The sequence below is a fragment of the Streptomyces sp. CA-142005 genome (assembly GCF_050942335.1).
Classification (GTDB): domain Bacteria; phylum Actinomycetota; class Actinomycetes; order Streptomycetales; family Streptomycetaceae; genus Streptomyces.
Genome location: NZ_CP192078.1, coordinates 6784588 through 6808093 on the forward strand (window position 1 = coordinate 6784588; position 23506 = coordinate 6808093).

Consider the following 23506-nt stretch of genomic DNA (forward strand, 5'->3'; position numbering starts at 1 on the left):
TCGGGGCGCCTCGCCGCATCCTCGGCTTCGCCAGGGCCGTCAGTTGCCCGTGAAGTGGGCGATCAGCAGGGCCAGCCGGCGGTCATGCGCCTCCTCCGGCAACCGCCCGCTCCTCATCAGCGTCGCCAAGCCGTGCAGCGCCGCCCAGAACGTCTCCGTCAGCAGGCCGGGGTCCTCTCCCTCGGCCGTGATCGGCTCGACGACGGCCAGCAGTTCGCCGAAGGCCTCCCGCAGCGGAGCCGGGGCCTCCGCCGTGGCGAACGGCAGGTCCACCAGGTGGGTGAACATCGCGTCGTAGAGGGCGGGCCGGCGCCGGGCGAAGGACGTGTACGTCCCCGCCACCGCCGCCGGCGCCTCCCGCATGCCCGGTGCCGCCGTCCGCGCCTGCCGCAGCTCGGCCGCCAGGTCGGCGCAGCCCTGCACCGCCACCGCCGCCATGATCGCGTCCTTGCCCTTGAAGTGGCTGTAGAGGACCGGCTGGCTGTACTCGATCTCGGCGGCCAGCCGGCGCGTGGTCACCGCGTCCCAGCCCTCCGCCTCGGCCAGTTCCCGCGCGGCCGTCACGATCAGCCGCTCACGCTCCGCTCGCTCGCGCTCCCGGCGCGCCTGGATCGCCATACCCGAAATTCTAGCAACGCTAGACAATCTGTCGCCGCTTTGCTAGCTTCGCTCTTGTCGCTAGCGCTGCTAGAAATCCGGAGGGGTCATGACCGTCACCGCGTACACCCTGGCTGTCCTGCTCGACCTGTTCTGCCTGTTCCTCGGCTACCGGTTCTGGTTCCAGCCGGGTCCCGCCGCCGCCGGTTACGGCGTTTCGGCCGATCCGCGCGGTGACGCCGGCGCCTACCTGTCGATCAAGGGCCTCAGGGACGGCGCCTTCGGGGTGCTGGGCCTGGTCCTGCTGGCCGCCGTCGGTGCCCGCGCCGAGGCGTGGTTCATGGCCTGCGTGGCACTCGTCCCGCTCGTCGACACCCTGATAGTCCTGCGACACGGCGGGGCGAAGGCGGTCGCGTTCGGGATCCACTTCGCCACCGCGATCGTTGTACTCATCAGTGCCGGACTGCTCTTCGCGGTCTGACCGATACTCTCAGGGGGAGAGCGACCATGTCGTTGTTCGTACCGAAGTTCGAAGATTCCGTGATCGTGCGCGGCGCCGAGGCCGAGGTGGTCGGGGGTGCGCCCGTCGGTGTCCAGCTGCTGGCCGACCAGAGTGCGACCGGAGGGGCGCTGTCCACCGTGCGCGTCACCCTGGCCGAGGGCGCCGACGGCGCGCGGCCCCACCTCCACCACAGCGGGGCGGAGATGTTCTACCTGCTCGACGGGTGTGCCGAGATCCTCTCCGGTGACGACATCGTGACCGCGGAGCGCGGTGACCTCGTCGTCGTCCCGCCGGAGAAACCGCATGCCTTCGCCGCCGCCCCGGAGACCACGGCGGACATCCTGATCGTCTTCACCCCGGGCATCGAGCGCTTCGAGTACTTCCGCCACCTGCAGCGCATCCGCCTCGGCGAGGCCACCCCGGAGAGCATCCTCGAGGTGCAGGACCGGTACGACAACCACTTCCTCAAGAGCGAGGTCTGGGAGGGCCGCCGGGGCTGACGCGCGGCGGGGCCGGCAAACCGTTTCACGGCCACCCGGCCCCGCCCCATAGGATTGAGCCCAAAACACACACACTCACCCAGAGGATCGCTGCATGCCTGGCATCACGCGCGAGGAGGTCGCCCACCTCGCCCGGCTGGCGCGTCTGGAGCTGAAGCCCGAAGAACTCGACCACTTCGCAGGCCAGCTGGACGACATCATCGGCGCGGTCGCCCGCGTCAGCGAGGTCGCCGACCAAGACGTACCGCCGACCTCGCACCCGCTCCCGCTGACGAACGTCATGCGCGCGGACGAGGTCCGTCCCTCGCTCACCCCCGAGCAGGCGCTCTCCGGCGCCCCGGCCCAGGAGCAGCAGCGTTTCAAGGTGCCGCAGATCCTGGGGGAGGAGTGACCGCCATGACGGACAGCAACATCATCAAGCTCACCGCCGCGCAGATCGCCGAGAAGATCGCCTCGGGCGAGCTCACGGCCGTCGAGGTCACCGAGGCCCACCTGGCCCGGATCGAGGCCGTCGACGAGAAGGTGCACGCCTTCCTGCACATCGACCGCGAGGGCGCCCTCGCCCAGGCCCGTGCCGTGGACGAGAAGCGGGCGCGAGGGGAGAAGCTCGGGTCCCTCGCCGGCGTTCCGCTCGCGCTCAAGGACATCTTCACCACCGAGGGCGTGCCCACGACCGTCGGCTCGAAGATCCTGGAAGGGTGGATTCCGCCGTACGACGCCACCGTCACCAAGAAGCTGAAGGCCGCTGACGTCGTCATCCTCGGCAAGACCAACATGGACGAGTTCGCCATGGGGTCCTCCACCGAGAACAGCGCGTACGGGCCGACCGGCAACCCCTGGGACCTCACCAGGATCCCCGGCGGTTCCGGCGGCGGCTCCTCCGCGGCCCTCGCCTCCTTCCAGGCGCCGCTGGCCATCGGCACCGACACCGGCGGCTCCATCCGCCAGCCGGCCGCCGTCACCGGCACGGTCGGAGTGAAGCCGACGTACGGCGCGGTGTCCCGCTACGGCATGGTGGCGTTCTCCAGCTCCCTCGACCAGGGCGGCCCCTGCGCCCGCACGGTCCTGGACGCGGCGCTGCTGCACGAGGTCATCGCCGGGCACGACCCGATGGACTCCACCTCCATCGACGCCCCGGTCCCGCCGGTGGTCGAGGCCGCGCGCAACGGCTCCGTGCGGGGCATGCGCGTCGGCGTGGTCAAGCAGTTCCGCGGCGAGGGCTACCAGGCCGGTGTCATCCAGCGCTTCGACGAGTCGGTCGAGATGCTGAAGGAGCTGGGTGCCGAGATCGTCGAGCTGGACTGCCCGTCCTTCGACCTCGCGCTGTCGGCGTACTACCTGATCGCGCCGTCCGAGTGCTCCTCCAACCTCGCCCGTTTCGACGGCCTGCGCTACGGCCTGCGGACCGGCGACGACGGCAGCCACTCGGCCGAGGAGGTCACCTCCCTCACCCGCGAGGCCGGCTTCGGGCCCGAGGTCAAGCGCCGCATCATGCTCGGCACGTACGCCCTGTCGAGCGGCTACTACGACGCGTACTACGGCTCCGCGCAGAAGGTCCGCACGCTCATCACGCGGGACTTCGAGAAGGCCTTCGAGCAGGTCGACGTCATCGTCTCGCCGACGACCCCGACCACCGCCTTCGCGATCGGCGAGCGCGCCGACGACCCGATGGCGATGTACCTCGCGGACCTGTGCACCATCCCGACCAACCTGGCGGGCAACGCGGCCATGTCCCTGCCCTGCGGCCTCGCCCCGGAGGACAACCTCCCGGTGGGCCTGCAGATCATCGCCCCCGCGATGAAGGACGACCGCCTGTACAAGGTGGGCGCCGCCGTCGAGGCCGCCTTCGTGGAAAAGTGGGGTCACCCGCTGCTGGAGGAGGCTCCGTCGCTGTGAGCAAGGCACTGTCCAAGGCCAAGGGCTTCAAGAAGTCCAAGTCCGGTACGTACCTGTCCATGGCCACCACCGCGTTCGGCGCGGTCGGTGTCGCCAAGCAGATCAAGAAGGCCCGTGCCGAGGGCGACACGCTGCGGCTGATCGACGCCACCGTGTCCGCCGTCGCGATCGTCACCGGCCTCGCGATCCTCTACCGCGAGCTGAAGCGGCTGGGCGACGACGACGTCCTGCTGGGCTGAGAGGGAAGTTTTCACCGTGACCATCACGACCGACCTGGTGTCGTACGAGGACGCGCTGGCGTCGTACGACCCCGTCATGGGCCTCGAGGTCCATGTCGAACTCGGCACCAAGACCAAGATGTTCTGCGGCTGTTCGACGGCGCTCGGCGCCGACCCGAACACCCAGACCTGCCCCGTCTGCCTCGGCCTGCCGGGCGCGCTTCCGGTCGTCAACGCGACCGGCGTCGAGTCCGCGATCAAGATCGGTCTCGCGCTGAACTGCGAGATCGCCGAGTGGTGCCGCTTCGCCCGGAAGAACTACTTCTATCCGGACATGCCGAAGAACTTCCAGACCTCCCAGTACGACGAGCCGATCGCCTTCAACGGCTACCTCGACGTCCAGCTGGAGGACGGCGAGACCTTCCGCGTGGAGATCGAGCGCGCCCACATGGAGGAGGACACCGGAAAGTCCACCCACGTGGGTGGCGCGACCGGTCGTATCCACGGCGCCTCGCACTCGCTCCTGGACTACAACCGCGCCGGCATCCCGCTCATCGAGATCGTCACCAAGCCGATCGTCGGCGCCGGCGAGCGCGCCCCCGAGGTCGCCAAGGCGTACGTCCGTGAGCTGCGCGAGGTCATCCGTGCCCTCGGCGTGTCCGAGGCCCGCATGGAGATGGGCCAGATGCGCTGCGACGTCAACCTGTCGCTGATGCCCAAGGGTGCCGACAAGTTCGGCACCCGCAGCGAGACCAAGAACGTCAACTCGCTGCGTTCGGTGGAGCGCGCGGTCCGCTTCGAGGTCATGCGCCATGCCGCCGTGCTGAACGACGGCGGCAAGGTCGTCCAGGAGACCCGCCACTTCCACGAGGACACCGGCTCCACCACCTCCGGCCGTACGAAGGAGGAGGCCGAGGACTACCGGTACTTCCCGGAGCCCGACCTCGTGCCCGTCGCGCCCACGCGCGAGTGGGTCGAGGAGATCCGTGCGGCGCTGCCCGAGCTGCCGCTGGTCCGCCGCACCCGGCTGCTCGCCGAGTGGGGCATCTCCGCCACCGACATGCAGGCGATCCTGAACGCCGGTGCGCTGGACCCGATCATCGCCACGATCGACGCCGGTGCCGACGCCGCCTCCGCCCGCAAGTGGTGGATGGGCGAACTGGCGCGCAGCGCCAACGAGTCCGGCAAGGCGCTGGACGAGCTGGCGATCACACCCGCGCAGGTCGCCCGGGTCACCGAGCTGGTCGCGAAGGGCGACCTGAACGACAAGCTGGCCCGCCAGGTCATCGAGGGCGTCCTCGCGGGCGAGGGCACCCCGGACGAGGTCGTCGACAAGCGCGGTCTGAAGGTCGTCTCCGACGAGGGCGCGCTGACCGCCGCCGTCGACGAGGCCATCGCCGGCAACCCGGGCGTCGCGGACAAGATCCGCGGCGGCAAGGTGGCCGCGGCCGGCGCCCTGGTCGGCGCCGTCATGAAGGCGACCCGGGGTCAGGCCGACGCGGCCCGCGTCAAGGAACTGATCCTTCAGAAGCTGGGCGTGAGCGAGGGCTGAGGCCCGGGCTCCATACCCGTACGGCCGTAAGGCCCCGTTAAGGCCCCGGAAGGCATGCCGCCCTCCGGGGCCTTACGTCTTGTGCGTGAAGTGCCGGTCAGGGCGACAGAGTTCACCGGAGTGTCCTGTGATTCCTCTCCCACTCCTGTGAATAACCCCACGATCATGGCAAACGATCATTTTTGCCTGCAAGAGTGTCTGCAATTGCTCATTCGTTCTTTGCGGGCTGTTCAGTTTATGGACGATCGTTCCCGGTCAAAGATCCACAAATTTCCTCTGGGAGCACGTCCGTGGCAGACCTCGCTCGTTGGTGTGTCCGGCATCGGCTGATGGCCGTGCTGCTGTGGCTCCTCGCCTTCGGCGGGGTCACCGCGGCCGGCGCCGTGGCCGGTTCGTCGTACTCGAACGCCTACGACGTCCCCGGCACCGAGGCCGGCCGCGCCGCGCAGCTGCTCAAGGAGGGCTTCCCGGGCCTGGGCGGGGACAGCGACACCGTCGTCTGGCACACCGGCACCGGCACCGTCCGCGCCGCCGACGTCGAGCAGACCATGACCCGCACCCTCGACCGGATCGCCTCGCTGCCCGGCGTGGCCTCCGTGACCGGCCCGTACGGCAGCCAGGGCGCGCACCGCATCAGCGACGACGGACACACCGCCTACGCCACCGTCACCTTCACGCAGGAGGCCGAGCACATCGGCAAGGCCGAGGCGCAGGCCGTGGTGAGCACCGCCAAGGCCGCCGAGAGCGACCGGCTCCAGGTGGAACTGGGCGGCAGCGCCATAGGGCTCACCGCGTCCCCGCGCGAGCACACCGCCGAGGTGGTCGGCGTGCTCGTCGCGGCCGTCGTGCTGTTCCTCGCCTTCGGCTCGCTCGCCGCCTCGGCTCTGCCCATCGCCACCGCCCTGGTCGGCGTCGGCACCGCCTACTCCGGCATCGGGCTGCTCGGACACGCCATGACGGTCGCGGACTTCGCGCCCATGCTCGGCATGCTCATAGGCCTGGGCGTCGGCATCGACTACGCGCTGTTCATCGTGACCAGACACCGGCGCGGACTGAAACAGGGCCTGAGCGTCACCGAGGCCGCCGTGAACGCCGTGGCCACCACAGGACGCGCGGTCGTCTTCGCGGGTGCGACGGTGTGCATCGCCCTGCTGGGGATGCTGATACTGCGGCTGAGCTTCCTCAACGGGGTCGCCGTGGCCGCCTCGTTGACGGTCCTGCTCACCGTCGCCGCCTCCATCACCCTGCTGCCCGCCCTGCTGTCCTACATCGGCCCCCGGGCCCTCAGCCGCCGCGAGCGGCGCCGGCTCGCCGAGCACGGGCCGAGCCCGGAACTGCCCACCGGTCTCGCCGCCCGCTGGTCGGCGTTCGTCGAACGCCACCCCAAGCTGCTCGGCTCGCTCGCCGTCGCCGTCATCGCCCTGCTCGCCCTGCCCACCCTCTCCCTCCACCTCGGCACCTCCGACCAGGGCAACGACCCGCGCACCTCCACCACCCGCCAGGCCTACGACCTGCTCGCCGACGGCTTCGGACCGGGCGTCAACGGGCCGCTCACCCTGGTGACGCGCGTGGACGGAGCCGCGGACAAGCTGGCCCTGGACAACCTCGACACCACCCTGCGCGCCACCAAGGGCGTCGCCTCCGTCACCCCGGCCACCTACGCCTCCGGCGGCTCCACCGCCTACCTCACCGTCGTCCCCGACTCCGCGCCGCAGTCCCAGGACACCAGCGACCTCGTGGAGCGGCTGCGCACGGAGGTGCTGCCGCGCGCGGAGGCCGGCACCGCCCTCGACATCCAGGTCGGCGGGGTCACCGCCGGCTACGACGACTTCGCGAGTGTGATCGTCGGCAAGCTGCCGCTGTTCGTCGGCGCGGTCATCGGGCTCGGCTGTCTGCTGCTGCTCGTCGCGTTCCGCTCGCTCGGCATCCCGCTGAAGGCCGCCGTGATGAACATCGCCGCCGTGGCCGCCGCGTTCGGCATCGTCGTCGCCGTCTTCCAGTGGGGCTGGGGCAGCGAACTCCTCGGCCTCGGCCGGGCCGGCCCCATCGAGCCCTTCCTCCCCGTGATCATGGTCTCCGTCCTCTTCGGACTCTCCATGGACTACCAGGTCTTCCTGGTCGGCCGGATGTACGAGGAGTGGCTGGAGACCGGCGACAACCGGCGCGCCGTCCGGGTCGGCCTCGCCGAGACCAGCCGGGTCATCAACTCCGCCGCGATCATCATGATCTCGGTCTTCCTCGCCTTCGTCCTCAGCGGCGATCGCGTGATCGCCATGTTCGGCATCGCGCTCGCCTCCGCCGTCGCCCTGGACGCCTTCGTCCTGCGCACCCTCCTCGTGCCCGCGCTGATGCATCTGCTCGGCGCCGCCAACTGGTGGCTGCCGGCCTGGCTGGAGCGCCGCCTGCCCCGCGTCAGCATCGAGCCGCCCGAGTGCCGCGCCGCGTATGAGAGGCTCGGCGGGGTCTCGGTGGAGGAACTGCGGAAGGAAGAGCAGCGCGATGTACGCGATATCCCTGGGTGACGACGGCGCCGAGCTGCGGCCCCTGGAGGTCTGGCACGCCGAGGAGCTCCTCGCCAACATCGACCGGGGTCGGGAGTTCATCGGCCGGCACATCGGGCTGGCGGAGGTGGTGTCCGACCTGGAGGGCGCGCGTTCCTGGCTGAGGTCGTACGCCGACAAGCGCGCCGCCGACGCCGGCGGCCTGCACGGCATCTGGCTGGACGGGAAGCTGGTCGGCGGCCTGCTGTTCAAGGTGTGGGACACCTCCAGCGGCGTGTGCGAGGCCGGCTGCTGGCTGGAGCCCGCGGCGGCCGGGCGCGGTCTGGTCACGCGGGGCATGCGGGTGCTGCTGGAGTGGGCCTTCGAGGAACGCGGCATGCACCGCGTCGAGTGGTACGCGTCCTGCGCCAACGAGCCCAGCATCAACGTGGCCCGGCGGCTCGGCATGACCCGCGCGTGCTCCGCGAGGACTACCCGCACCGGGGCGTGCGCGCCAGCACCGAGATCTGGTCGGTGCTCGCACCCGAATGGCCCGCGGCACGCGCGCGTACCACGCACAACGATCATTAAGGCGCCTCTCAGACAGGGTCCGTACGGTGCCCGGCATGGCTACGAAGACACAGGAAGGCGCCGAGGCCGGCACGACGGCCGGCACCGAGGCGCACAGCGACGACGAGACCAGGGAGGAGACCGGGACCGCCGGGGAGAGGCGGGCCGCCGAGTCCGAGGGGGCGCAGTCCGCGGACTCCCCGGAAGCCGAAGGTGCCGAAGCGGCCGACGGCACCGAGGAGGCCGAGCTCGCTGAGCAGGCCGAGGGCGCCGAAGGCGGCGACGCCGGCGGCAAGGTGCCCTCCGGAGTCGGTCAGGGCGCCGGTGCCGTCGTCTCTGCCGCGCTGGGCTTCGTCTCGCTCAGCGGTGGCTGGATCGGCACCGTCGCCGGCGCCCGTGAGCAGCTCGTCGGTCAGCTGCGGACCTCCTCCACCGCGAGCGTCGCCACCCAGATCAAGGCGGTCTACGGCAACGCCTGGCACAGCACCGCGCTGTGGGCCGGCCTGTTCGCGCTGGCCGCGCTGCTCACCGGCGTGGTCGTCCTCGCCCGCCCCGCCTTCGGCGTCCCCGGCCGCCCGCAGGCGCCCTGGATCAAGTCGGTCGCGTGGGCCGGCGTCTCGCTCGGCGTCATCGGCCTGCTGCTGGCCGTCCTGAAGTACTCCGACGCCCTGCTCGCCCTGCCCTCGACCGGCTGAGAACCCGCAGGTCCCAGGGGCCTTAGGGAATCCGAGAGCACCTTACGGACTCCCTAAGGCCCCTTACGCGCGCGTGCGGCCCGTACGCCGCCCGAAGATGCGGAACTCTCCCGATGTGGCGCACCCCCCTGGGAGACGAAGGTGGAGGCATCGCAGAAAGCGACGCACGACACCGGATCTCCTCGAAGGACACGTCATGATCGAGATCGAGTACCACAAGATGCGCTCGGCCCAGCTGATCCACGAGGCCGAGCAGGTGCGCCTGGCCCGCGAGGTCGCCCGGGGCCGCCGCGCGGCCCGCCGCGAGCGCACCGCCGGCCACGACGGCGCCGGCGCCGAGTCCCATACCGACCGGTCCCGCCGGCACCGCGTCCCGCGCACCGCGTGAACACCGGACCGGCGGACGGGGCCGGCACGGAGGGTGGCCGTACGGGGGTCGGCCGCCCTCCGGCCCTTCCGGACCAGGGTCGTACGACTGCCCACCCCAGTCGTACGACCCTTCCGTCCGTTGCTACGACCACCCAGCCCACCAGTACGACGATCGCACCAGACCTGTGGAAAACCGCTGCCGTGCCGTCCGGGCCTCGTGCGATGCTCGGGCCCGTGGAGACCAGGTCCGTCAGTCCCGTGTTCGTCGGCCGCACCGACGAGCTGGACACCTTGAACGACGCGCTCGCCCGCGCCCGCGCCGGCGAGCCCCAGGCACTGCTGCTCGGCGGCGAGGCCGGGGTCGGCAAGACCCGCCTCGTCGAGGAGTTCGCCACGGCCGCCGGCCGGCACGCGGTCGTCGCCGTCGGCGGCTGTGTGGAGATCGGCGCCGACGGGCTGCCGTTCGCGCCCTTCTCCACCGCGCTGCGCGCCCTGCGCGACGCCCTGCCCGAGGAGTTCGCCGCCGCCGCCCAGGGCCAGGAGGAGGAACTGGCCCGCCTCCTGCCCGACCTGGGCGAGGCCGGCGCCGGCCGCCACGACGAGCAGGGCATGGCCCGCCTGTTCGAACTCACCGCCCGGCTGCTGGAGCGGGTCGCCGCCGAGCGCCCGGTCGTGTTCGTCCTGGAGGACCTGCACTGGGCCGACGCCTCCACCCGCCACCTCCTCGCCTTCCTCTTCCGCACCCTGCGCGCGGGCAAGCTCCTCGTCCTCGCCAGCTATCGCTCCGACGACATCCACCGCCGCCATCCGCTGCGCCCCCTGCTCGCCGAACTCGACCGGCTGCGCACCGTCCGCCGCATCGAACTCGCCCGCTTCACCCGCGAGGAGGTGGGCCGCCAGATCGCCGGAATCCTCGCCGCCGAACCCGACCCCGCGCAGGTCGACGAGATCTTCGAACGCTCCGACGGCAACGCCTTCTTCGTCGAGGAACTCGCCGTCGCCGCCTGCGACGGCTGCTGCGCCGGCCTCACCGACTCCCTGCGCGACCTGCTCCTGGTCCGGGTCGAGGCGCTGCCCGAGAGCGCGCAGCGGGTCGCCCGGGTGGTCGCCGAGGGCGGCTCCACCGTGGAGTACCGGCTGATCGCCGCCGTCGCCCAGCTCGGCGAGGACGACCTCATCGAAGCGCTGCGGGCCGCCGTCGGCGCCAACATCCTCACCGTCACCCCGGACGGCGACGGCTACCGCTTCCGGCACTCCCTGGTCCGTGAGGCCGTCGCCGACGACCTGCTGCCCGGCGAACGCTCCCGGCTCAACCGCCGCTACGCCGAAGCCCTGGAGGCCGATCCCACGCTCGTCCCGGCCGACGCCCGCGTGATGCGGCTGGCCAGCTACTGGTACCACGCCCACGACGCCGCCAAGGCCCTGCCCGCCGTCCTGGACGCCTCCGTCGTGGCCCGCCGCCGGCACGCCTACACCGAGCAACTCAGGCTCCTGGAGCGGGCGATGGAGCTGTGGGACAACGTCCCGGAGGAAGTGCGCTCCGCCCTGCGCCCGGTCGACTACACCGAGGTCTACCCTCCGTGCGGCTGCGACCCGGCCACCGCACCGCTGCGCTATCTGGACCTGATGGCCGAGGCGGCGGTGGCGGGCCGCTTCGGCGGGGAACGCGAGCGCGCGCTGAAGATCACCAAGCGGGCGCTGCGCCTCCTGGAGGACGAGCCGGACCCCGCCCCTGGCTCTCAACACTGTTCGGGCAGGGGGGACCCCCTGCGCGCCGCCTGGTTCTGGATCCAGCGCTCCCGCCTCGTCCAGGCGCAGGCCCGCGGCGACGGCTGGCAGGAACTGGCCACCGCCCAGGACCTGGTGCGCGGCCTGCCGCCGTCCGAGGTGCACGCCGAGGTGCTGGCCCTCGCCGCCAACTGGTCCATGCTGCACCGGCCCGGCCCCGACGCCTTCGCCGCCGCCGAGCGTGCCGTGGAGTACGCGCGCATGGTCGGCGCCCGCGACATCGAACTCCACGCCCGCCTCACCCTCGGCTGCCTCAAGGTGGACGCGGGCGACACCGAGACCGGCTTGACGGAGATGCGGCAGGTGCTGCGGGACACCCTCGCGGAGGGCGTGCACCATGTCGCGGGCCGGGCCTATGTGAACCTGCCCTCCCAGCTGCAGGGCATCGGCCGCGACCGGGAGGCCGTCCCCCTCCTGCGCGAGGGCATCGCCTTCGCCCGCACCCACGGGCTGCTGGACTCCGAGTCCTGGATACGGGGCAACCTCTCCGAGGCGCTCTACTCGCTCGGCGACTGGGCGGAGGCCGCCGAGACCGCCACGCACGCCACCCGGGTCGGCCACAGCGCCAAGCCCCGTGGCCAGGGCGCCCTGCGCCTGGCACACCTGGCCCTCGCCCGCGGCGACCTCGCCGAGGCCGGGCGCCGACTCGCCGCGGCCCGCGCCCACTACGGCACCCACGACCCCATGCCCCAGCTCTCCCTGCCGCTGGCACGGGTCGCCCTCGGTGTCGCCGCCGAGGAGGGCCGTATCGCCGACGCCCGCGCCGAACTGCTCCGGGTCCTGGACGACGGCTTCCCACCCGGCACCCAGCGCTACGGCTGGCCGCTGCTGCGGGCCGCCGCCACCGTGGAGGCCGAGGCCCGCACCCTGCCCGCCGCCGAGCCGGGCCGCGCCGAGATCCTCGACCGCCTCGGCGAAGCCATGCGGAACCTCACCACCGGCGCCCCCCTCTGGCAGGCCTACGACCAGTGGACCCGCGCCGAACTGCGCCGCGCGAGGGGCACGGACACCGCCGACGACTGGTCACCGGTCGTCACCGCCTTCGAGTGCCTGGACCGTCCCTACGAGCTCGCCCGGGTCCGCCACCGCCTCGCCGCGGCACTCCTGGCCGACGGCGGCGACGACGAACGCGACCGCGCGGTGGAACTGCTCCGGCTGGCCGCCGCCGTCGCCGCCCACCTCGACGCCCGCTCTCTCGCCGACACCGTCGCCCGGCTTGCCCAGCGCGCCCGCCTCACCCTGACCCGCGCCCCCCGGCAGACCCTCGCCTCCGCCGATCCGGCCGCGGCCCTCGGCCTCACCAGCCGGGAGCGGGACGTCCTGCGCCTGGTCTCGGCCGGCCGCACCAACCGCCAGATCGCCGAGGAACTGTTCATCTCCCCGAAGACCGCGAGCGTCCACGTCTCCAACATCCTCAGCAAGCTCGGCGTCTCCGGCCGGGGCGAGGCGGCGGCGACGGCACACCGGCTGGGGCTTTTCCCGGCCGAGACGCTCACTGCCGGAACGGCGGGCTGAGACCTACGCTGAAGAAAAGCCGCAAGGGGGAGAAAGCGGGGGAGGGACCGTGTTCAACGCCTTCGAGGAACTGTTCGCACCCGGCCGCAAACACACCCGGGACGAACAGAACCGCCTGGAACTGACCCGCGAGGACGTGGGCGACAACGACCCCGGCCGGGGCCCGATAGACCTGGCCTCCGGGAAGGCGGTCATCCGCCTGCCGGACCCACCACCGCCGGCCGATGCGCAGACGGAGGCGGAGGCGAGCCTGGAAGAGGGCACCGCAGGGGCGTGAGCCGTTCGGCGGGCGCTACATCACCTCCAGTTCCAGCAGCCGGTCGTCCCCCTTCTCCGGTCGGCCCCGGCCGTCCGTGTTGCTCGTCAGCAGCCATACCTTGTCGCCGCCCGCCGCGACCACCGTGCGCAGCCGGCCGTACCGGCCGGTGAGGAGGGCCTGCGGTGGCGCCGAGGCCTGTGTGCCCCGCAGCGCGATGCGCCACAGGCGCTGGCCCTTCAGACCCGCCATCCAGATCACGCCCTCGACGTAGGCGATGCCGCTGGGGGAGGCGTCGTCCGTGTGCCACTGGGCTATCGGGTTCTGGAAGGCGGCGTCGGAGGACCTGCCCTCGGCCTGCGGCCAGCCGTAGTTCGCGCCCGGCTTGATCGCGTTCAGTTCGTCCCAGGTGTCCTGGCCGAACTCCGAGGCGAACAGGCGCTGTCGGTCGTCCCAGGCCAGGCCCTGGACGTTGCGGTGGCCGTAGGAATACACCGGGGAGCCGGGGAAGGGGTTGCCCGGGGCCGGTTCGCCCTCCGGGGTCAGGCGCAGGATCTTGCCGCCCAGGGACTTCTTGTCCTGGGCCAGACCCCGCGCGCCGCTCTCGCCGGTGCCCACGTAGAGCATGCCGTCCGGGCCGAACGCGATCCGGCCGCCGTTGTGGATGACGCCCTTGGGGATGCCCTTGAACACCGTGTCCGGAGCCCCCAGTTGCTCACCCGGCGGCTTCCGCTCGTCGTACAGCATGCGGACGATGCGGTTGTCGGAGGCCGAGGTGAAGTAGGCGTAGATCATGTGGTCCGAGGCGTAGCCGGGGGAGAGGGCGATGCCCAGCAGACCGCCCTCGCCGGCCGGGGAGACCCCGGAGACCGTGCCCAGCTCGGTCTTGCGGCCCGTCTTCTCGTCGATCCTGATGATCGTGCCGTCGTCGCGGGAGGAGACCAGCAGACCGCCGCCGGGCAGCGGGGCCAGCCCCCACGGTGTCCTCAGGCCGTCGGCCACGGTGCGCAGCACCTTCACCGAGCCCTTGGCCGGCGGAGCCGGCTCGGTGGCGTGGCCCGAGGGGGCCGTGCCCGGTGCCGTACCCGTGGCCGTCGCCCTCCCGGGGCCGCCAGGGGGCCCTCCTCCGTCCGAGGAGCAGCCGGCCGTCAGCAGGAGGGCGGCCGCGGCCAACACGGCCGACACAGCTCGTCGTTGCACGATCACGGTCCCTTCGAGGCGGTCATCCAGCGGCAGGTGCTACTTCTCATACACCGCCGGCCCGCCCCGGGTTCCCGTCCCGGCAGAACCGATCACTCCCAAGACCCCTGAGCCGCCGGCAGCAGCGACGCCTCCGCGAGGTCCTCGCCGGTCAGGCGCAGGTCGCCGGCCGCCGCGTTCTCCACGGCCCACCGCTCCTGCTTGGTGCCCGGCAGGGCGATCACATGGCGGCCCTGTGCCAGGACCCAGGCCAGGGCCACCTGGGCCGGGGTGACGTGCTCGCCGTGGCGGCGCGCGATGCGGCGCAGGCCCGCGACGATCGGCTGGTTGGCCGCCATCATCTCCGCCGTGAAACGGGGGTGGCGGGCCCGCAGGTCGTCCGGTTCGAAGCCCTCGCCGGGGGTCAGCGTGCCGGTCAGGAAGCCGTTGCCCAGCGGCATCGCCGCGAGGAAACCCACGCCCCGCGCCTGGCACCACGGCAGCAGCGCCCGGAGCGCCTCCGGCGACCACACCGACAGCTCCGCCTCCACCGCGGCGACCGGGAAGACCTGCTGCACCCGTTGCAACTGGCGCAACGTACCGTCGTACAGCCCCGCCCCGGAGCGCCGGCCGCCGCGCGCGCCCACCGCGCACAGGCCCAGCGCCCGCACCTTGCCGGCCCGCACCAGTTCGGCCATCGCGCCCCACGTCTCCTCCACGGGGACCTCGGGATCGGCCCGGTGAAGCTGGTAGAGGTCGATCACGTCCGTCTGGAGGCGGCGCAGGGAGGCGTCACAGGCCCGCTTCACATACCCGGGGCGGCCGTTGGCCACGATGTGCTGCTCGCCCACCAGCAGCCCCACCTTCGTGGAGACGAAGGCGTCCGCGCGCCGCTGCTTCAGCACCCGGCCCAGCAGCAGCTCATTGGTGAACGGGCCGTACATGTCCGCCGTGTCCAGGAGGGTCGAGCCCAGGTCCAGCGCCCGGTGCACGGCCCTGAGCGATTCGTCGCCCCGCTGCCGCGACCCGCTGTACGCCCAGCTCATCGGCATGCACCCGAGTCCGACGGCCCCCACCGCGAGCGCCCCCGCGCCGATCGTCCTGCGCTCCACCTGCCCGTGAACCTCCCTCTGCCCGGACCCCAACCTAACCTCTGTACGCGCGCGTGCCTGACATAGCCTCCATGGCATGAGTGCACAGGTGTGGCTTCCCATAGCGCCGGACGAGATCGAGGGGCTGCCCGAGGGGCCCCGGTACCTGTTCTGGGACGGGGGCGAGGAGTTCCCGGCCGACCCGGCCGACTGCTCCTTCTACGTCGTGCCCTACATGAAGCCCGCCGGGATCGGTGTGCGCCCGCTTCCTGAGATGTCCTCCGTAGAGGTCGTGCAGACGCTGTCGGCCGGGATCGACCATGTGCAGCCGGGTCTGCACCACCTGCGTCCCGGCGTGCGGCTGTGCAACGCGCGCGGGGTGCACGAGGCGAGCACCGCCGAGCTGACGCTGACCCTGGTCCTCGCCGCCCTGCGCGGCATCCCGGACTTCGTACGGGCCCAGGAGCGTGGCGAGTGGCTCGGCGGGTTCCGGTCGGCCCTCGCCGACAAGTCCGTCCTCATCGTCGGCTACGGCGCGATCGGCGCCGCCATCGAAGACCGGCTCGCGCCGTTTGAGGTCGCGCGGGTGGCGCGCGTCGCGCGCTCCCAGCGCACCACGGCGCGCGGTCCGGTGCATCCGCTCACCGAATTGCCTTCTTTGCTTCCACACGCGGATGTCGTGATCCTTTCCACGCCCTTGACGGAGGAGACGCGGGGGCTGGCCGACGCCGAGTTCCTGGCGCGGATGAAGGACGGTGCGCTGCTGGTGAACGTGGCGCGCGGCCCCGTCGTCGACACGAAGGCGCTGCTCGCGGAGGTGGAGAGCGGCCGTATCACCGCGGCCCTGGACGTCACCGACCCCGAGCCGCTGCCGCCCGGACACCCGCTCTGGCAGGCCCCTGGCGTGCTCATCACCCCGCACGTGGGCGGGCCCACCTCCGCCTTCCTGCCGCGCGCCAAGCAGCTGCTCGTCGACCAGTTGACCCGGTTCGTGAACCACGAGCCCCTGCGGAACGTGATCCTGACGACAGGCTCGTAATCCGTTTCCGGCACCCTCCGCAACCCTCCGGATGCGGTCCGTACCCACATCCTCGCTGGTCGTCACGGAGCGTAGAGAAGCTATGTCCCTGAGTGACGATCCTGGTGTATCGTCCCCGAAGGGGCTGCGCCGCCTACCGTTCGGCGCCGGGGATGGACATTTCAGATTTGTGAGGGGGGCGACGGGCGATGCACGGCCTATGGACGAGCGATCCGACGCGGCGGAGCCGCCGACGGCGACCCTGGCGCACGGCCGCGCGCAGACGCGGTCACCACACCAGCCATCACAGCCATCAGCAGCGCAGGCACAGCGGCCGCAGGAGGCATGCGCACCCAGCGCACCGGGACCGTCGGGATCCGGGAGCGGCGCTCACCGGGAGGCCCCGGTGAGCGCGCCGCCCTCGGCGACGACCGCCCTCGACGCGGCGGTGCGCGCCTCGCATCCGCAGCAGGCGCCGCCGCCCTGGCGCGCGCCCGCCGGTGGACGCACGCGCGCGATGGAGCAACTCGTTCTCGCCCTGGTCTGCGCGGCCTACGCCGTCGGGGCCGCGTTCGACTGGGGTGCGGACGAACTGGCCCTGATCATGGGCGACTTCGGGCTGAGCGCCGCGGCGGGCACCGCCGCGGTCTCGTGCTTCCTGTACGCCCGCAACCGCCGCGTCCGCTTCCGCTCGGCCTGGCTGCTGTTCGCCCTGTCCTCGGCGATGGCGGCCCTCGGCAACGCGGTCTGGGGCTGGTACGAGGTCGTCCTCGGCCGGCCGGTGCCCAGCCCCTCCTACGCGGACCTGTTCTTCCTGTGCTTCGCGCCGCCGGCCATCGTGGGCCTGCTGGTGCTCGCCAAGCGGCCGGTGACCAAGGCCGGCTGGATCTGCCTGGCGCTGGACGCCTGGCTGATCGGCGGCTCGCTGCTCACCCTGTCCTGGAGCCTGGCGCTCGCCCAGGCGGCCCGGTTCGACGGACCGAGCGTGGCGCACACCGCGCTGTCGCTGGCGTACCCCATGCTGGACATCGCGCTGGTCAGCATGGTGCTCGCGCTGCACTTCCGGCGCACCCCGGGCAACCGCACCGCGGTGAACACGGCGATCGGGGCGCTCGGGCTGACCGTGATGTGCGACGCCCTGTTCACCTCGCCGCTGCTGCACAGCAGCTACCGCTCCGGGCAGCTGCTGGACGCCGGCTGGTTCGCCGGTTCGCTGCTGCTCGCGTACGCCCCCTGGGCCGCGCCCCGCCGCAAGGCCGCACAGGAGGCGCACGTACCGGACGGGCACACGCGCGTGGTCCACGAGCACATGCCCGGACAGCGCGGCACCGGCCGCCATCACGTGTCCGTGCCCGCCCCGGGAGGTGATCACAGCCGGTATCCGGCCGGCCGGCCGCTCACCGGCTCCCTCGCCGCCCTCACCCCGTACCTCGCCGCCGCCGTGTGCACCCTGGGCATCCTGTACAACGTCCTCAACGGGCGCCGACCCGACCATGTCGTGCTGATCACCGCGGGCGCCGTCGTCCTCGCGCTGGTCATCCGGCAGGGAATCATGCTGCTGGACAACATCACCCTGACCCAGGAACTGGCGCAGAAGGAGAACCACTTCCGCTCCCTGGTGCAGGGCTCCAGCGACGTGATCATGATCGCCGCGCCCAACGGCGTCCTGCGGTACGTCTCCCCGGCCGCCGCCGGGGTCTACGGCCGCCCCGCCGAGGAACTGGTGGGGACGGAACTGGCCGGGCTCATCCACCCGGAGGACCTGGGCTGCGTGGTGCACGAGGTGCGCCGCTTCCTCGCCGCCAGCCCCCTGGAGGAGCCCACCACCCGCATCGAATGCCGCTTCCGGTCCGGCGACGGCGGCTGGCTCAACGTCGAGTCGACCGTCAACCGTCACCACGGCGGCCTGATCTTCAACAGCCGGGACGTCACCGAGCGCGTCCGCCTGCAGGCGCAGCTGCAGCACAACGCAGAGCACGACCCGCTGACCGACCTGCCCAACCGCGCGCTGTTCACCCGGCGCGTGCAGCAGGCCCTGTCCGGCCGCCGCGCCACCGACCGGGGCGCCGCCCTGCTGGGCACGGCCGTGCTCTTCATCGACCTGGACGGCTTCAAGGCCGTCAACGACACGATCGGGCACCAGGCCGGGGACGAGCTGCTCGTCCAGGCCGCCCGCAGACTCCAGGACGCGGTCCGGCAAGGGGACACCGCCTCCCGGCTGGGCGGCGACGAGTTCGCGGCCCTGATCGCCGGGGACGGCACCCGTGACCGTGCCGCCCGGGAGCGGAACATCCTGGAGCTCGCCGACCGCCTCAGGGTGACCCTCTCCCAGCCGTACGCCATCGACGGCAGCGACGTCAGGGTCAACGCCTCCATCGGCGTCGCCTTCGCCGAACAGGGACTCGGCGCGGGCGAGTTGCTGCGCAACGCCGACCTCGCGATGTACCGCGCGAAAGCGGCCGGGAAGGGCCGGGTCGAGCTGTACAGGCCGCAGATGCAGCAGGACGTCGTACGCAAGGCGGAGCTGGCCACCCGGCTGCGTGCCGCACTGCACGACGGCGAGTTCGCGCTGCTGCACCAGCCGGTGGTGTGCCTGGCGAGCGGCCGGATCACGGCGGTCTCGGCGCAGGCGCGCTGGCGCTCCTCGCAGGGCGTGCTGTTCACCCCGGCCGAGTTCCTGCGGGTGACCGAGGACGGCGACAAGACCGCCGAGCTGGACCGCTGGATCCTGCACGAGGCCGTCGAGCAGGCCGCCGAGCGGGTCGCGACCGGGACCGTCGTACCGGTGGCCGTCCGCACGAGCGCCCGGCGGCTGCTGGAGCGCTCGATGCCGGTGGGCTCCGTGGAGGCGCTGCTGACCCGGCACGGGCTGCCGCCCGGCGCGCTGCTCCTGGAGCTGTCCGACACCGATCCGCGGGTCTCCCTGGACGAGCTGGAGCGCCGGCTGACCGCGCTCCGCCGGCTCGGGGTGCGGATCGCGCTGGACGGCTTCGGCAGCGGCTACGCGGCCATCACGGCCCTCAGAAGGCTCCCGGTGGACATCCTGAAACTCGACCGCAGCCTGGTCGAGGGCGTCGTGGAGTCCGCGCGGCTGCACAAGATCACCGGTGGCCTGCTGCGGATCGCCGGCGATCTCGGGCTGCAGTCCGTGGCCGAGGGCGTGGACCTGCCGGAGCAGGTCGTCGCGTTGCGCGCGATGGGCTGCACGCACGGGCAGGGCATGGCGTTCGCCGGGCCGCTGGACGAGTACCGGCTGCGCCGGGCGCTCGGATCCGGCCACTACCCGGTGCCGCACGCGCCGGCCGAACCGGCGCTCGCGGGGAGTGTGAGCGAACCGAAGGGACGCCCAGGGGTGTACACAGGGGGTGTTACGGCTGTCTTCGGAGGCGGCAGTGCCCTTCGCTCACATTCTGAGACTCCCGTCCCACCCACTTGACACGTGGTGCGCGTCGGGGGGAGGGTCAGTGCCATGCGCACCCGAATTCTCGTACTTGGACAGCGCGTCGGCTGAGCTGGGACCCACCGGAGGACGATCCGGAAACCCCAGCGACCTCACCGGCGCGCTCCCCTCGCTTGCCTTGCGGCACGAGGGGTTTTTTGTTGCACGAGTGCCGTTCGTGCAGCGCGTGAACTCCGTACAAACCTCGCAAAAACCCTCAGCATCGAGAAGAGAATGCCGATGACCGAGCAGGCCACCGGGGCCCATCCGCAGCCGCGGCCCCGATCCGGAGGACAGCAGTCCGCCCCCGTCGAGCACGTCACGGGTGCGCAGTCCCTCATCCGCTCCCTCGAGGAGGTCGGCGCTGACGCGGTATTCGGCATTCCCGGCGGCGCGATCCTGCCGGCGTACGACCCCCTGATGGACTCGACGAGGGTCCGCCATGTGCTGGTCCGCCACGAGCAGGGCGCCGGCCACGCGGCCACCGGCTACGCGCAGGCCACCGGCAAGGTCGGCGTCTGCATGGCCACCTCCGGCCCGGGTGCCACCAACCTGGTCACGCCGATCGCCGACGCCCACATGGACTCCGTCCCGCTGGTCGCGATCACCGGCCAGGTGGCGTCCAAGGCGATCGGCACGGACGCCTTCCAGGAGGCGGACATCGTCGGCATCACCATGCCGATCACCAAGCACAACTTCCTCGTCACCAAGGCCGAGGACATCCCGCGGATCATCGCGCAGGCGTTCCACATCGCCGCCACCGGCCGCCCCGGCCCGGTCCTGGTCGACATCGCCAAGGACGCCCTCCAGGCGAAGACCACCTTCTCCTGGCCGCCCACCATGGACCTGCCCGGCTACCGCCCGGTGACCAAGCCGCACGCCAAGCAGATCCGCGAGGCCGCCAAGCTGATCACCTCCGCCAAGCGGCCCGTCCTCTACGTCGGCGGCGGCGTCATCAAGGCGCACGCCACCGCAGAGCTGAAGGTTCTCGCCGAGCTCACCGGAGCGCCCGTCACCACCACCCTGATGGCGCTCGGCGCGTTCCCCGACAGCCACCCGCTGCACGTGGGAATGCCGGGCATGCACGGTGCGGTCACCGCCGTCACCGCGCTGCAGAAGGCCGACCTGATCGTCGCCCTCGGAGCCCGCTTCGACGACCGCGTCACCGGCAAGCTGGACAGCTTCGCCCCGTACGCAAAGATCGTCCACGCCGACATCGACCCGGCCGAGATCGGCAAGAACCGCGCCGCGGACGTGCCGATCGTCGGTGACGCCCGCGAGGTCATCGCCGACCTGGTCCAGGCGGTGCAGAAGGAGCACAGCGAGGGCCACAAGGGCGACTACACCGCCTGGTGGAGCGACCTGAACCGCTGGCGCGACACCTACCCGCTCGGCTACGACCAGCCCGAGGACGGCTCGCTCTCCCCGCAGCAGGTCATCGAGCGCATCGGCCAACTCGCGCCCGAGGGCACGATCTTCGCCGCGGGCGTGGGCCAGCACCAGATGTGGGCCGCGCACTTCATCCAGTACGACAAGCCCGCCACCTGGCTGAACTCCGGCGGCGCCGGAACCATGGGCTACGCGGTCCCGGCCGCCATGGGCGCCAAGGCCGGACAGCCGGACCACACCGTCTGGGCGATCGACGGCGACGGCTGCTTCCAGATGACCAATCAGGAACTGACCACCTGCGCCCTGAACAACATCCCGATCAAGGTCGCCATCATCAACAACGGCGCCCTCGGGATGGTCCGCCAGTGGCAGACCCTCTTCTACAACCAGCGCTACTCCAACACCGTGCTGCACAGCGGCCCCGACGACATCAACCCGGAGGCCAAGGGCACGCGCGTGCCGGACTTCGTGAAGCTGTCCGAGGCGATGGGCTGCGTGGGCCTGCGCTGCGAGCGCCCGGAGGACCTGGACAAGGTCATCGAAGAGGCGAACTCCATCAACGACCGCCCCGTCGTCATCGACTTCATCGTCCACGAGGACGCGATGGTGTGGCCGATGGTCGCCGCCGGCACCTCCAACGACGAGATCATGGCCGCCCGGGACGTCCGCCCCGACTTCGGCGACAACGAAGACGACTGAGCGAGAGAGACGTAAAAAGACCATGTCCAAGCACACGCTCTCCGTCCTGGTGGAGAACACGCCGGGCATCCTCGCCCGAATCGCCGCGCTGTTCTCGCGTCGCGGCTTCAACATCGACTCGCTCGCGGTCGGTGTGACCGAGCACCCCGACATCTCCCGCATCACCATCGTGGTGGGCGTCGAGGACCTGCCGCTGGAGCAGGTGACCAAGCAGCTCAACAAGCTCGTCAACGTGCTGAAGATCGTCGAGCTGGAGCCCGGGCAGGCCGTGCAGCGCGAGCTCGTCCTGGTGAAGGTCCGCGCCGACAACGAGACCCGCTCCCAGATCGTCGAGATCGTCCAGCTGTTCCGCGCCAAGACCGTCGACGTCTCCCCGGAGGCGGTCACCATCGAGGCCACCGGATCCAGCGAGAAGCTGTCCGCCATGCTCAAGATGCTGGAGCCGTTCGGCATCAAGGAACTGGTGCAGTCCGGCACGATCGCGATCGGCCGCGGCGCCCGTTCCATCACCGACCGCTCGCTGCGCGCCCTCGACCGATCCGCGTAAAGCTGGAGTACGGCCGAAACCGGGCGGTCGGCGACACGCCGTCCGCCCGGATGCCGAGACCCCGAGACTTCCCTTCCCCTCACCGTCATACGGTGGGACGCACAATCTGCACACCAAGGAGAGAACCCAAAGTGGCCGAGCTGTTCTACGACGCTGACGCCGACCTGTCCATCATCCAGGGCCGCAAGGTCGCGGTCATCGGCTACGGCAGCCAGGGCCACGCCCACGCGCTGTCGCTGCGTGACTCCGGTGTCGACGTCCGCGTCGGTCTGCACGAGGGCTCCAAGTCCAAGGCCAAGGCCGAGGAGCAGGGCCTGCGTGTGGTGACGCCGGCGGAGGCCGCCGCCGAGGCCGACGTCATCATGATCCTGGTGCCGGACCCGATCCAGGCCCAGGTCTACGAGGAGTCCATCGCCCCGAACCTGAAGGACGGCGACGCGCTGTTCTTCGGCCACGGCTTCAACATCCGCTTCGGCTTCATCAAGCCCCCGGCCGGCGTGGACGTCTGCATGGTCGCCCCGAAGGGCCCGGGCCACCTGGTGCGCCGTCAGTACGAGGAGGGCCGCGGCGTTCCGTGCATCGCCGCCGTCGAGCAGGACGCCTCCGGAAACGCCTTCGCGCTCGCCCTGTCCTACGCCAAGGGCATCGGCGGCACCCGCGCCGGCGTCATCAAGACGACCTTCACCGAGGAGACCGAGACCGACCTGTTCGGCGAGCAGGCCGTCCTCTGCGGTGGTACGGCCGCGCTGGTCAAGGCGGGCTTCGAGACCCTGACCGAGGCCGGTTACCAGCCGGAGATCGCCTACTTCGAGTGCCTGCACGAGCTGAAGCTGATCGTGGACCTCATGTACGAGGGCGGCCTGGAGAAGATGCGCTGGTCGATCTCCGAGACCGCCGAGTGGGGCGACTACGTCACCGGCCCGCGGATCATCACCGACGCCACCAAGGCCGAGATGAAGAAGGTCCTCGCCGAGATCCAGGACGGCTCCTTCGCCCAGCAGTGGATGGACGAGTACCACGGCGGGCTGAAGAAGTACAACGAGTACAAGAAGCAGGACTCCGAGCACCTGCTGGAGACCACGGGCAAGCAGCTGCGCAAGCTGATGAGCTGGGTCAACGAGGAGGCGTAAGCCTCACGTCCGGGGGTCGGGGCGGGATGCTCCGGCCCCCGTCGTCCATCTGTTGTCCACCCCGTCCAGCCCCGGA

Annotated in this window: 19 protein-coding genes and 1 pseudogene; 17 read left to right on the plus strand and 3 right to left on the minus strand. The window is 71.4% G+C overall.

What is annotated here, in order from left to right:
• Positions 1-39 precede the first annotated feature (39 nt).
• Positions 40-618, minus strand: a complete 579-nt coding sequence (locus ACQPXS_RS31745) for a TetR/AcrR family transcriptional regulator (protein ID WP_433452718.1) — start codon at positions 616-618, stop codon at positions 40-42.
• A gap of 88 nt (positions 619-706) precedes the next feature.
• Between ACQPXS_RS31745 and ACQPXS_RS31750 the strand changes: the two genes are divergently transcribed.
• The 12 genes and pseudogenes from ACQPXS_RS31750 to ACQPXS_RS31805 all read left to right on the plus strand — a co-directional run bounded on the left by ACQPXS_RS31750 (position 707) and on the right by ACQPXS_RS31805 (position 12959).
• Complete coding sequence (locus ACQPXS_RS31750) at positions 707-1078, plus strand: DUF4267 domain-containing protein (protein ID WP_351810291.1); 372 nt, start codon at positions 707-709, stop codon at positions 1076-1078.
• A gap of 26 nt (positions 1079-1104) precedes the next feature.
• The gene (locus tag ACQPXS_RS31755) at positions 1105-1599 is read left to right on the plus strand and encodes a cupin domain-containing protein (RefSeq protein ID WP_433452720.1); all 495 of its coding nucleotides are present in this window, start codon (positions 1105-1107) and stop codon (positions 1597-1599) included.
• Between the two features lie 94 nt (positions 1600-1693).
• Positions 1694-1990, plus strand: a complete 297-nt coding sequence (gene gatC, locus ACQPXS_RS31760) for an Asp-tRNA(Asn)/Glu-tRNA(Gln) amidotransferase subunit GatC (protein ID WP_006130840.1) — start codon at positions 1694-1696, stop codon at positions 1988-1990.
• A 5-nt stretch (positions 1991-1995) separates the two neighbouring features.
• On the plus strand, positions 1996-3495 hold the full coding sequence (gene gatA / locus ACQPXS_RS31765) for an Asp-tRNA(Asn)/Glu-tRNA(Gln) amidotransferase subunit GatA (RefSeq protein WP_433452721.1): 1500 nt from the start codon (positions 1996-1998) through the stop codon (positions 3493-3495).
• Positions 3492-3734, plus strand: a complete 243-nt coding sequence (locus tag ACQPXS_RS31770; protein ID WP_351810280.1) for a hypothetical protein — start codon at positions 3492-3494, stop codon at positions 3732-3734. The genes gatA and ACQPXS_RS31770 overlap by 4 nt, the downstream gene beginning before the upstream one ends.
• A gap of 16 nt (positions 3735-3750) precedes the next feature.
• The gene (gene gatB, locus ACQPXS_RS31775) at positions 3751-5265 is read left to right on the plus strand and encodes an Asp-tRNA(Asn)/Glu-tRNA(Gln) amidotransferase subunit GatB (RefSeq protein ID WP_433452723.1); all 1515 of its coding nucleotides are present in this window, start codon (positions 3751-3753) and stop codon (positions 5263-5265) included.
• A gap of 290 nt (positions 5266-5555) precedes the next feature.
• Positions 5556-7787, plus strand: coding sequence for an MMPL family transporter (locus ACQPXS_RS31780; RefSeq protein ID WP_433452724.1), 2232 nt, complete (start codon positions 5556-5558; stop codon positions 7785-7787).
• Positions 7765-8336, plus strand: a pseudogene (locus ACQPXS_RS31785) (GNAT family N-acetyltransferase). Before ACQPXS_RS31780 ends, ACQPXS_RS31785 begins: the two are co-directional and overlap by 23 nt.
• Positions 8337-8371: 35 nt before the next feature.
• Complete coding sequence (locus ACQPXS_RS31790; protein WP_433452725.1) at positions 8372-9010, plus strand: hypothetical protein; 639 nt, start codon at positions 8372-8374, stop codon at positions 9008-9010.
• A gap of 196 nt (positions 9011-9206) precedes the next feature.
• Positions 9207-9398 (plus strand): hypothetical protein, encoded by a 192-nt coding sequence (locus ACQPXS_RS31795; protein ID WP_433452726.1) that lies wholly within the window; start codon positions 9207-9209, stop codon positions 9396-9398.
• A gap of 203 nt (positions 9399-9601) precedes the next feature.
• Complete coding sequence (locus ACQPXS_RS31800; protein WP_433452729.1) at positions 9602-12682, plus strand: helix-turn-helix transcriptional regulator; 3081 nt, start codon at positions 9602-9604, stop codon at positions 12680-12682.
• Positions 12683-12731: 49 nt separating this feature from the next.
• Positions 12732-12959 carry a DUF6191 domain-containing protein gene (locus ACQPXS_RS31805; protein ID WP_433452731.1) on the plus strand — a complete coding sequence of 76 codons (228 nt, stop codon included), beginning with the start codon at positions 12732-12734 and terminating at the stop codon, positions 12957-12959.
• Between the two features lie 15 nt (positions 12960-12974).
• On the opposite strand, the gene ACQPXS_RS31810 is transcribed toward ACQPXS_RS31805, so the two are convergent.
• Positions 12975-14144, minus strand: coding sequence for a PQQ-dependent sugar dehydrogenase (locus ACQPXS_RS31810; RefSeq protein ID WP_433452733.1), 1170 nt, complete (start codon positions 14142-14144; stop codon positions 12975-12977).
• Between the two features lie 86 nt (positions 14145-14230).
• On the minus strand, positions 14231-15229 hold the full coding sequence (locus tag ACQPXS_RS31815; RefSeq protein ID WP_433452734.1) for an aldo/keto reductase: 999 nt from the start codon (positions 15227-15229) through the stop codon (positions 14231-14233).
• Positions 15230-15305: 76 nt separating this feature from the next.
• On the opposite strand from ACQPXS_RS31815, the gene ACQPXS_RS31820 reads away from it, so the two are divergent.
• The 5 genes from ACQPXS_RS31820 (at position 15306) to ilvC (ending at position 23430) form a co-directional block, all read left to right on the plus strand.
• Entirely contained in the window at positions 15306-16247 is a 942-nt protein-coding gene (locus ACQPXS_RS31820; RefSeq protein ID WP_433452736.1) for a 2-hydroxyacid dehydrogenase, read from the plus strand.
• A gap of 199 nt (positions 16248-16446) precedes the next feature.
• On the plus strand, positions 16447-19662 hold the full coding sequence (locus tag ACQPXS_RS31825) for an EAL domain-containing protein (protein ID WP_433452737.1): 3216 nt from the start codon (positions 16447-16449) through the stop codon (positions 19660-19662).
• 243 nt (positions 19663-19905) lie between these two features.
• Positions 19906-21753, plus strand: coding sequence for an acetolactate synthase large subunit (locus ACQPXS_RS31830; protein ID WP_433452739.1), 1848 nt, complete (start codon positions 19906-19908; stop codon positions 21751-21753).
• A gap of 22 nt (positions 21754-21775) precedes the next feature.
• A complete protein-coding gene (ilvN, locus tag ACQPXS_RS31835; protein WP_055708145.1) occupies positions 21776-22300 on the plus strand; it encodes an acetolactate synthase small subunit in 525 nt (174 codons plus the stop codon).
• 131 nt (positions 22301-22431) lie between these two features.
• Entirely contained in the window at positions 22432-23430 is a 999-nt protein-coding gene (gene ilvC / locus ACQPXS_RS31840; protein WP_390683205.1) for a ketol-acid reductoisomerase, read from the plus strand.
• The last annotated feature ends 76 nt before the right edge of the window (positions 23431-23506 follow it).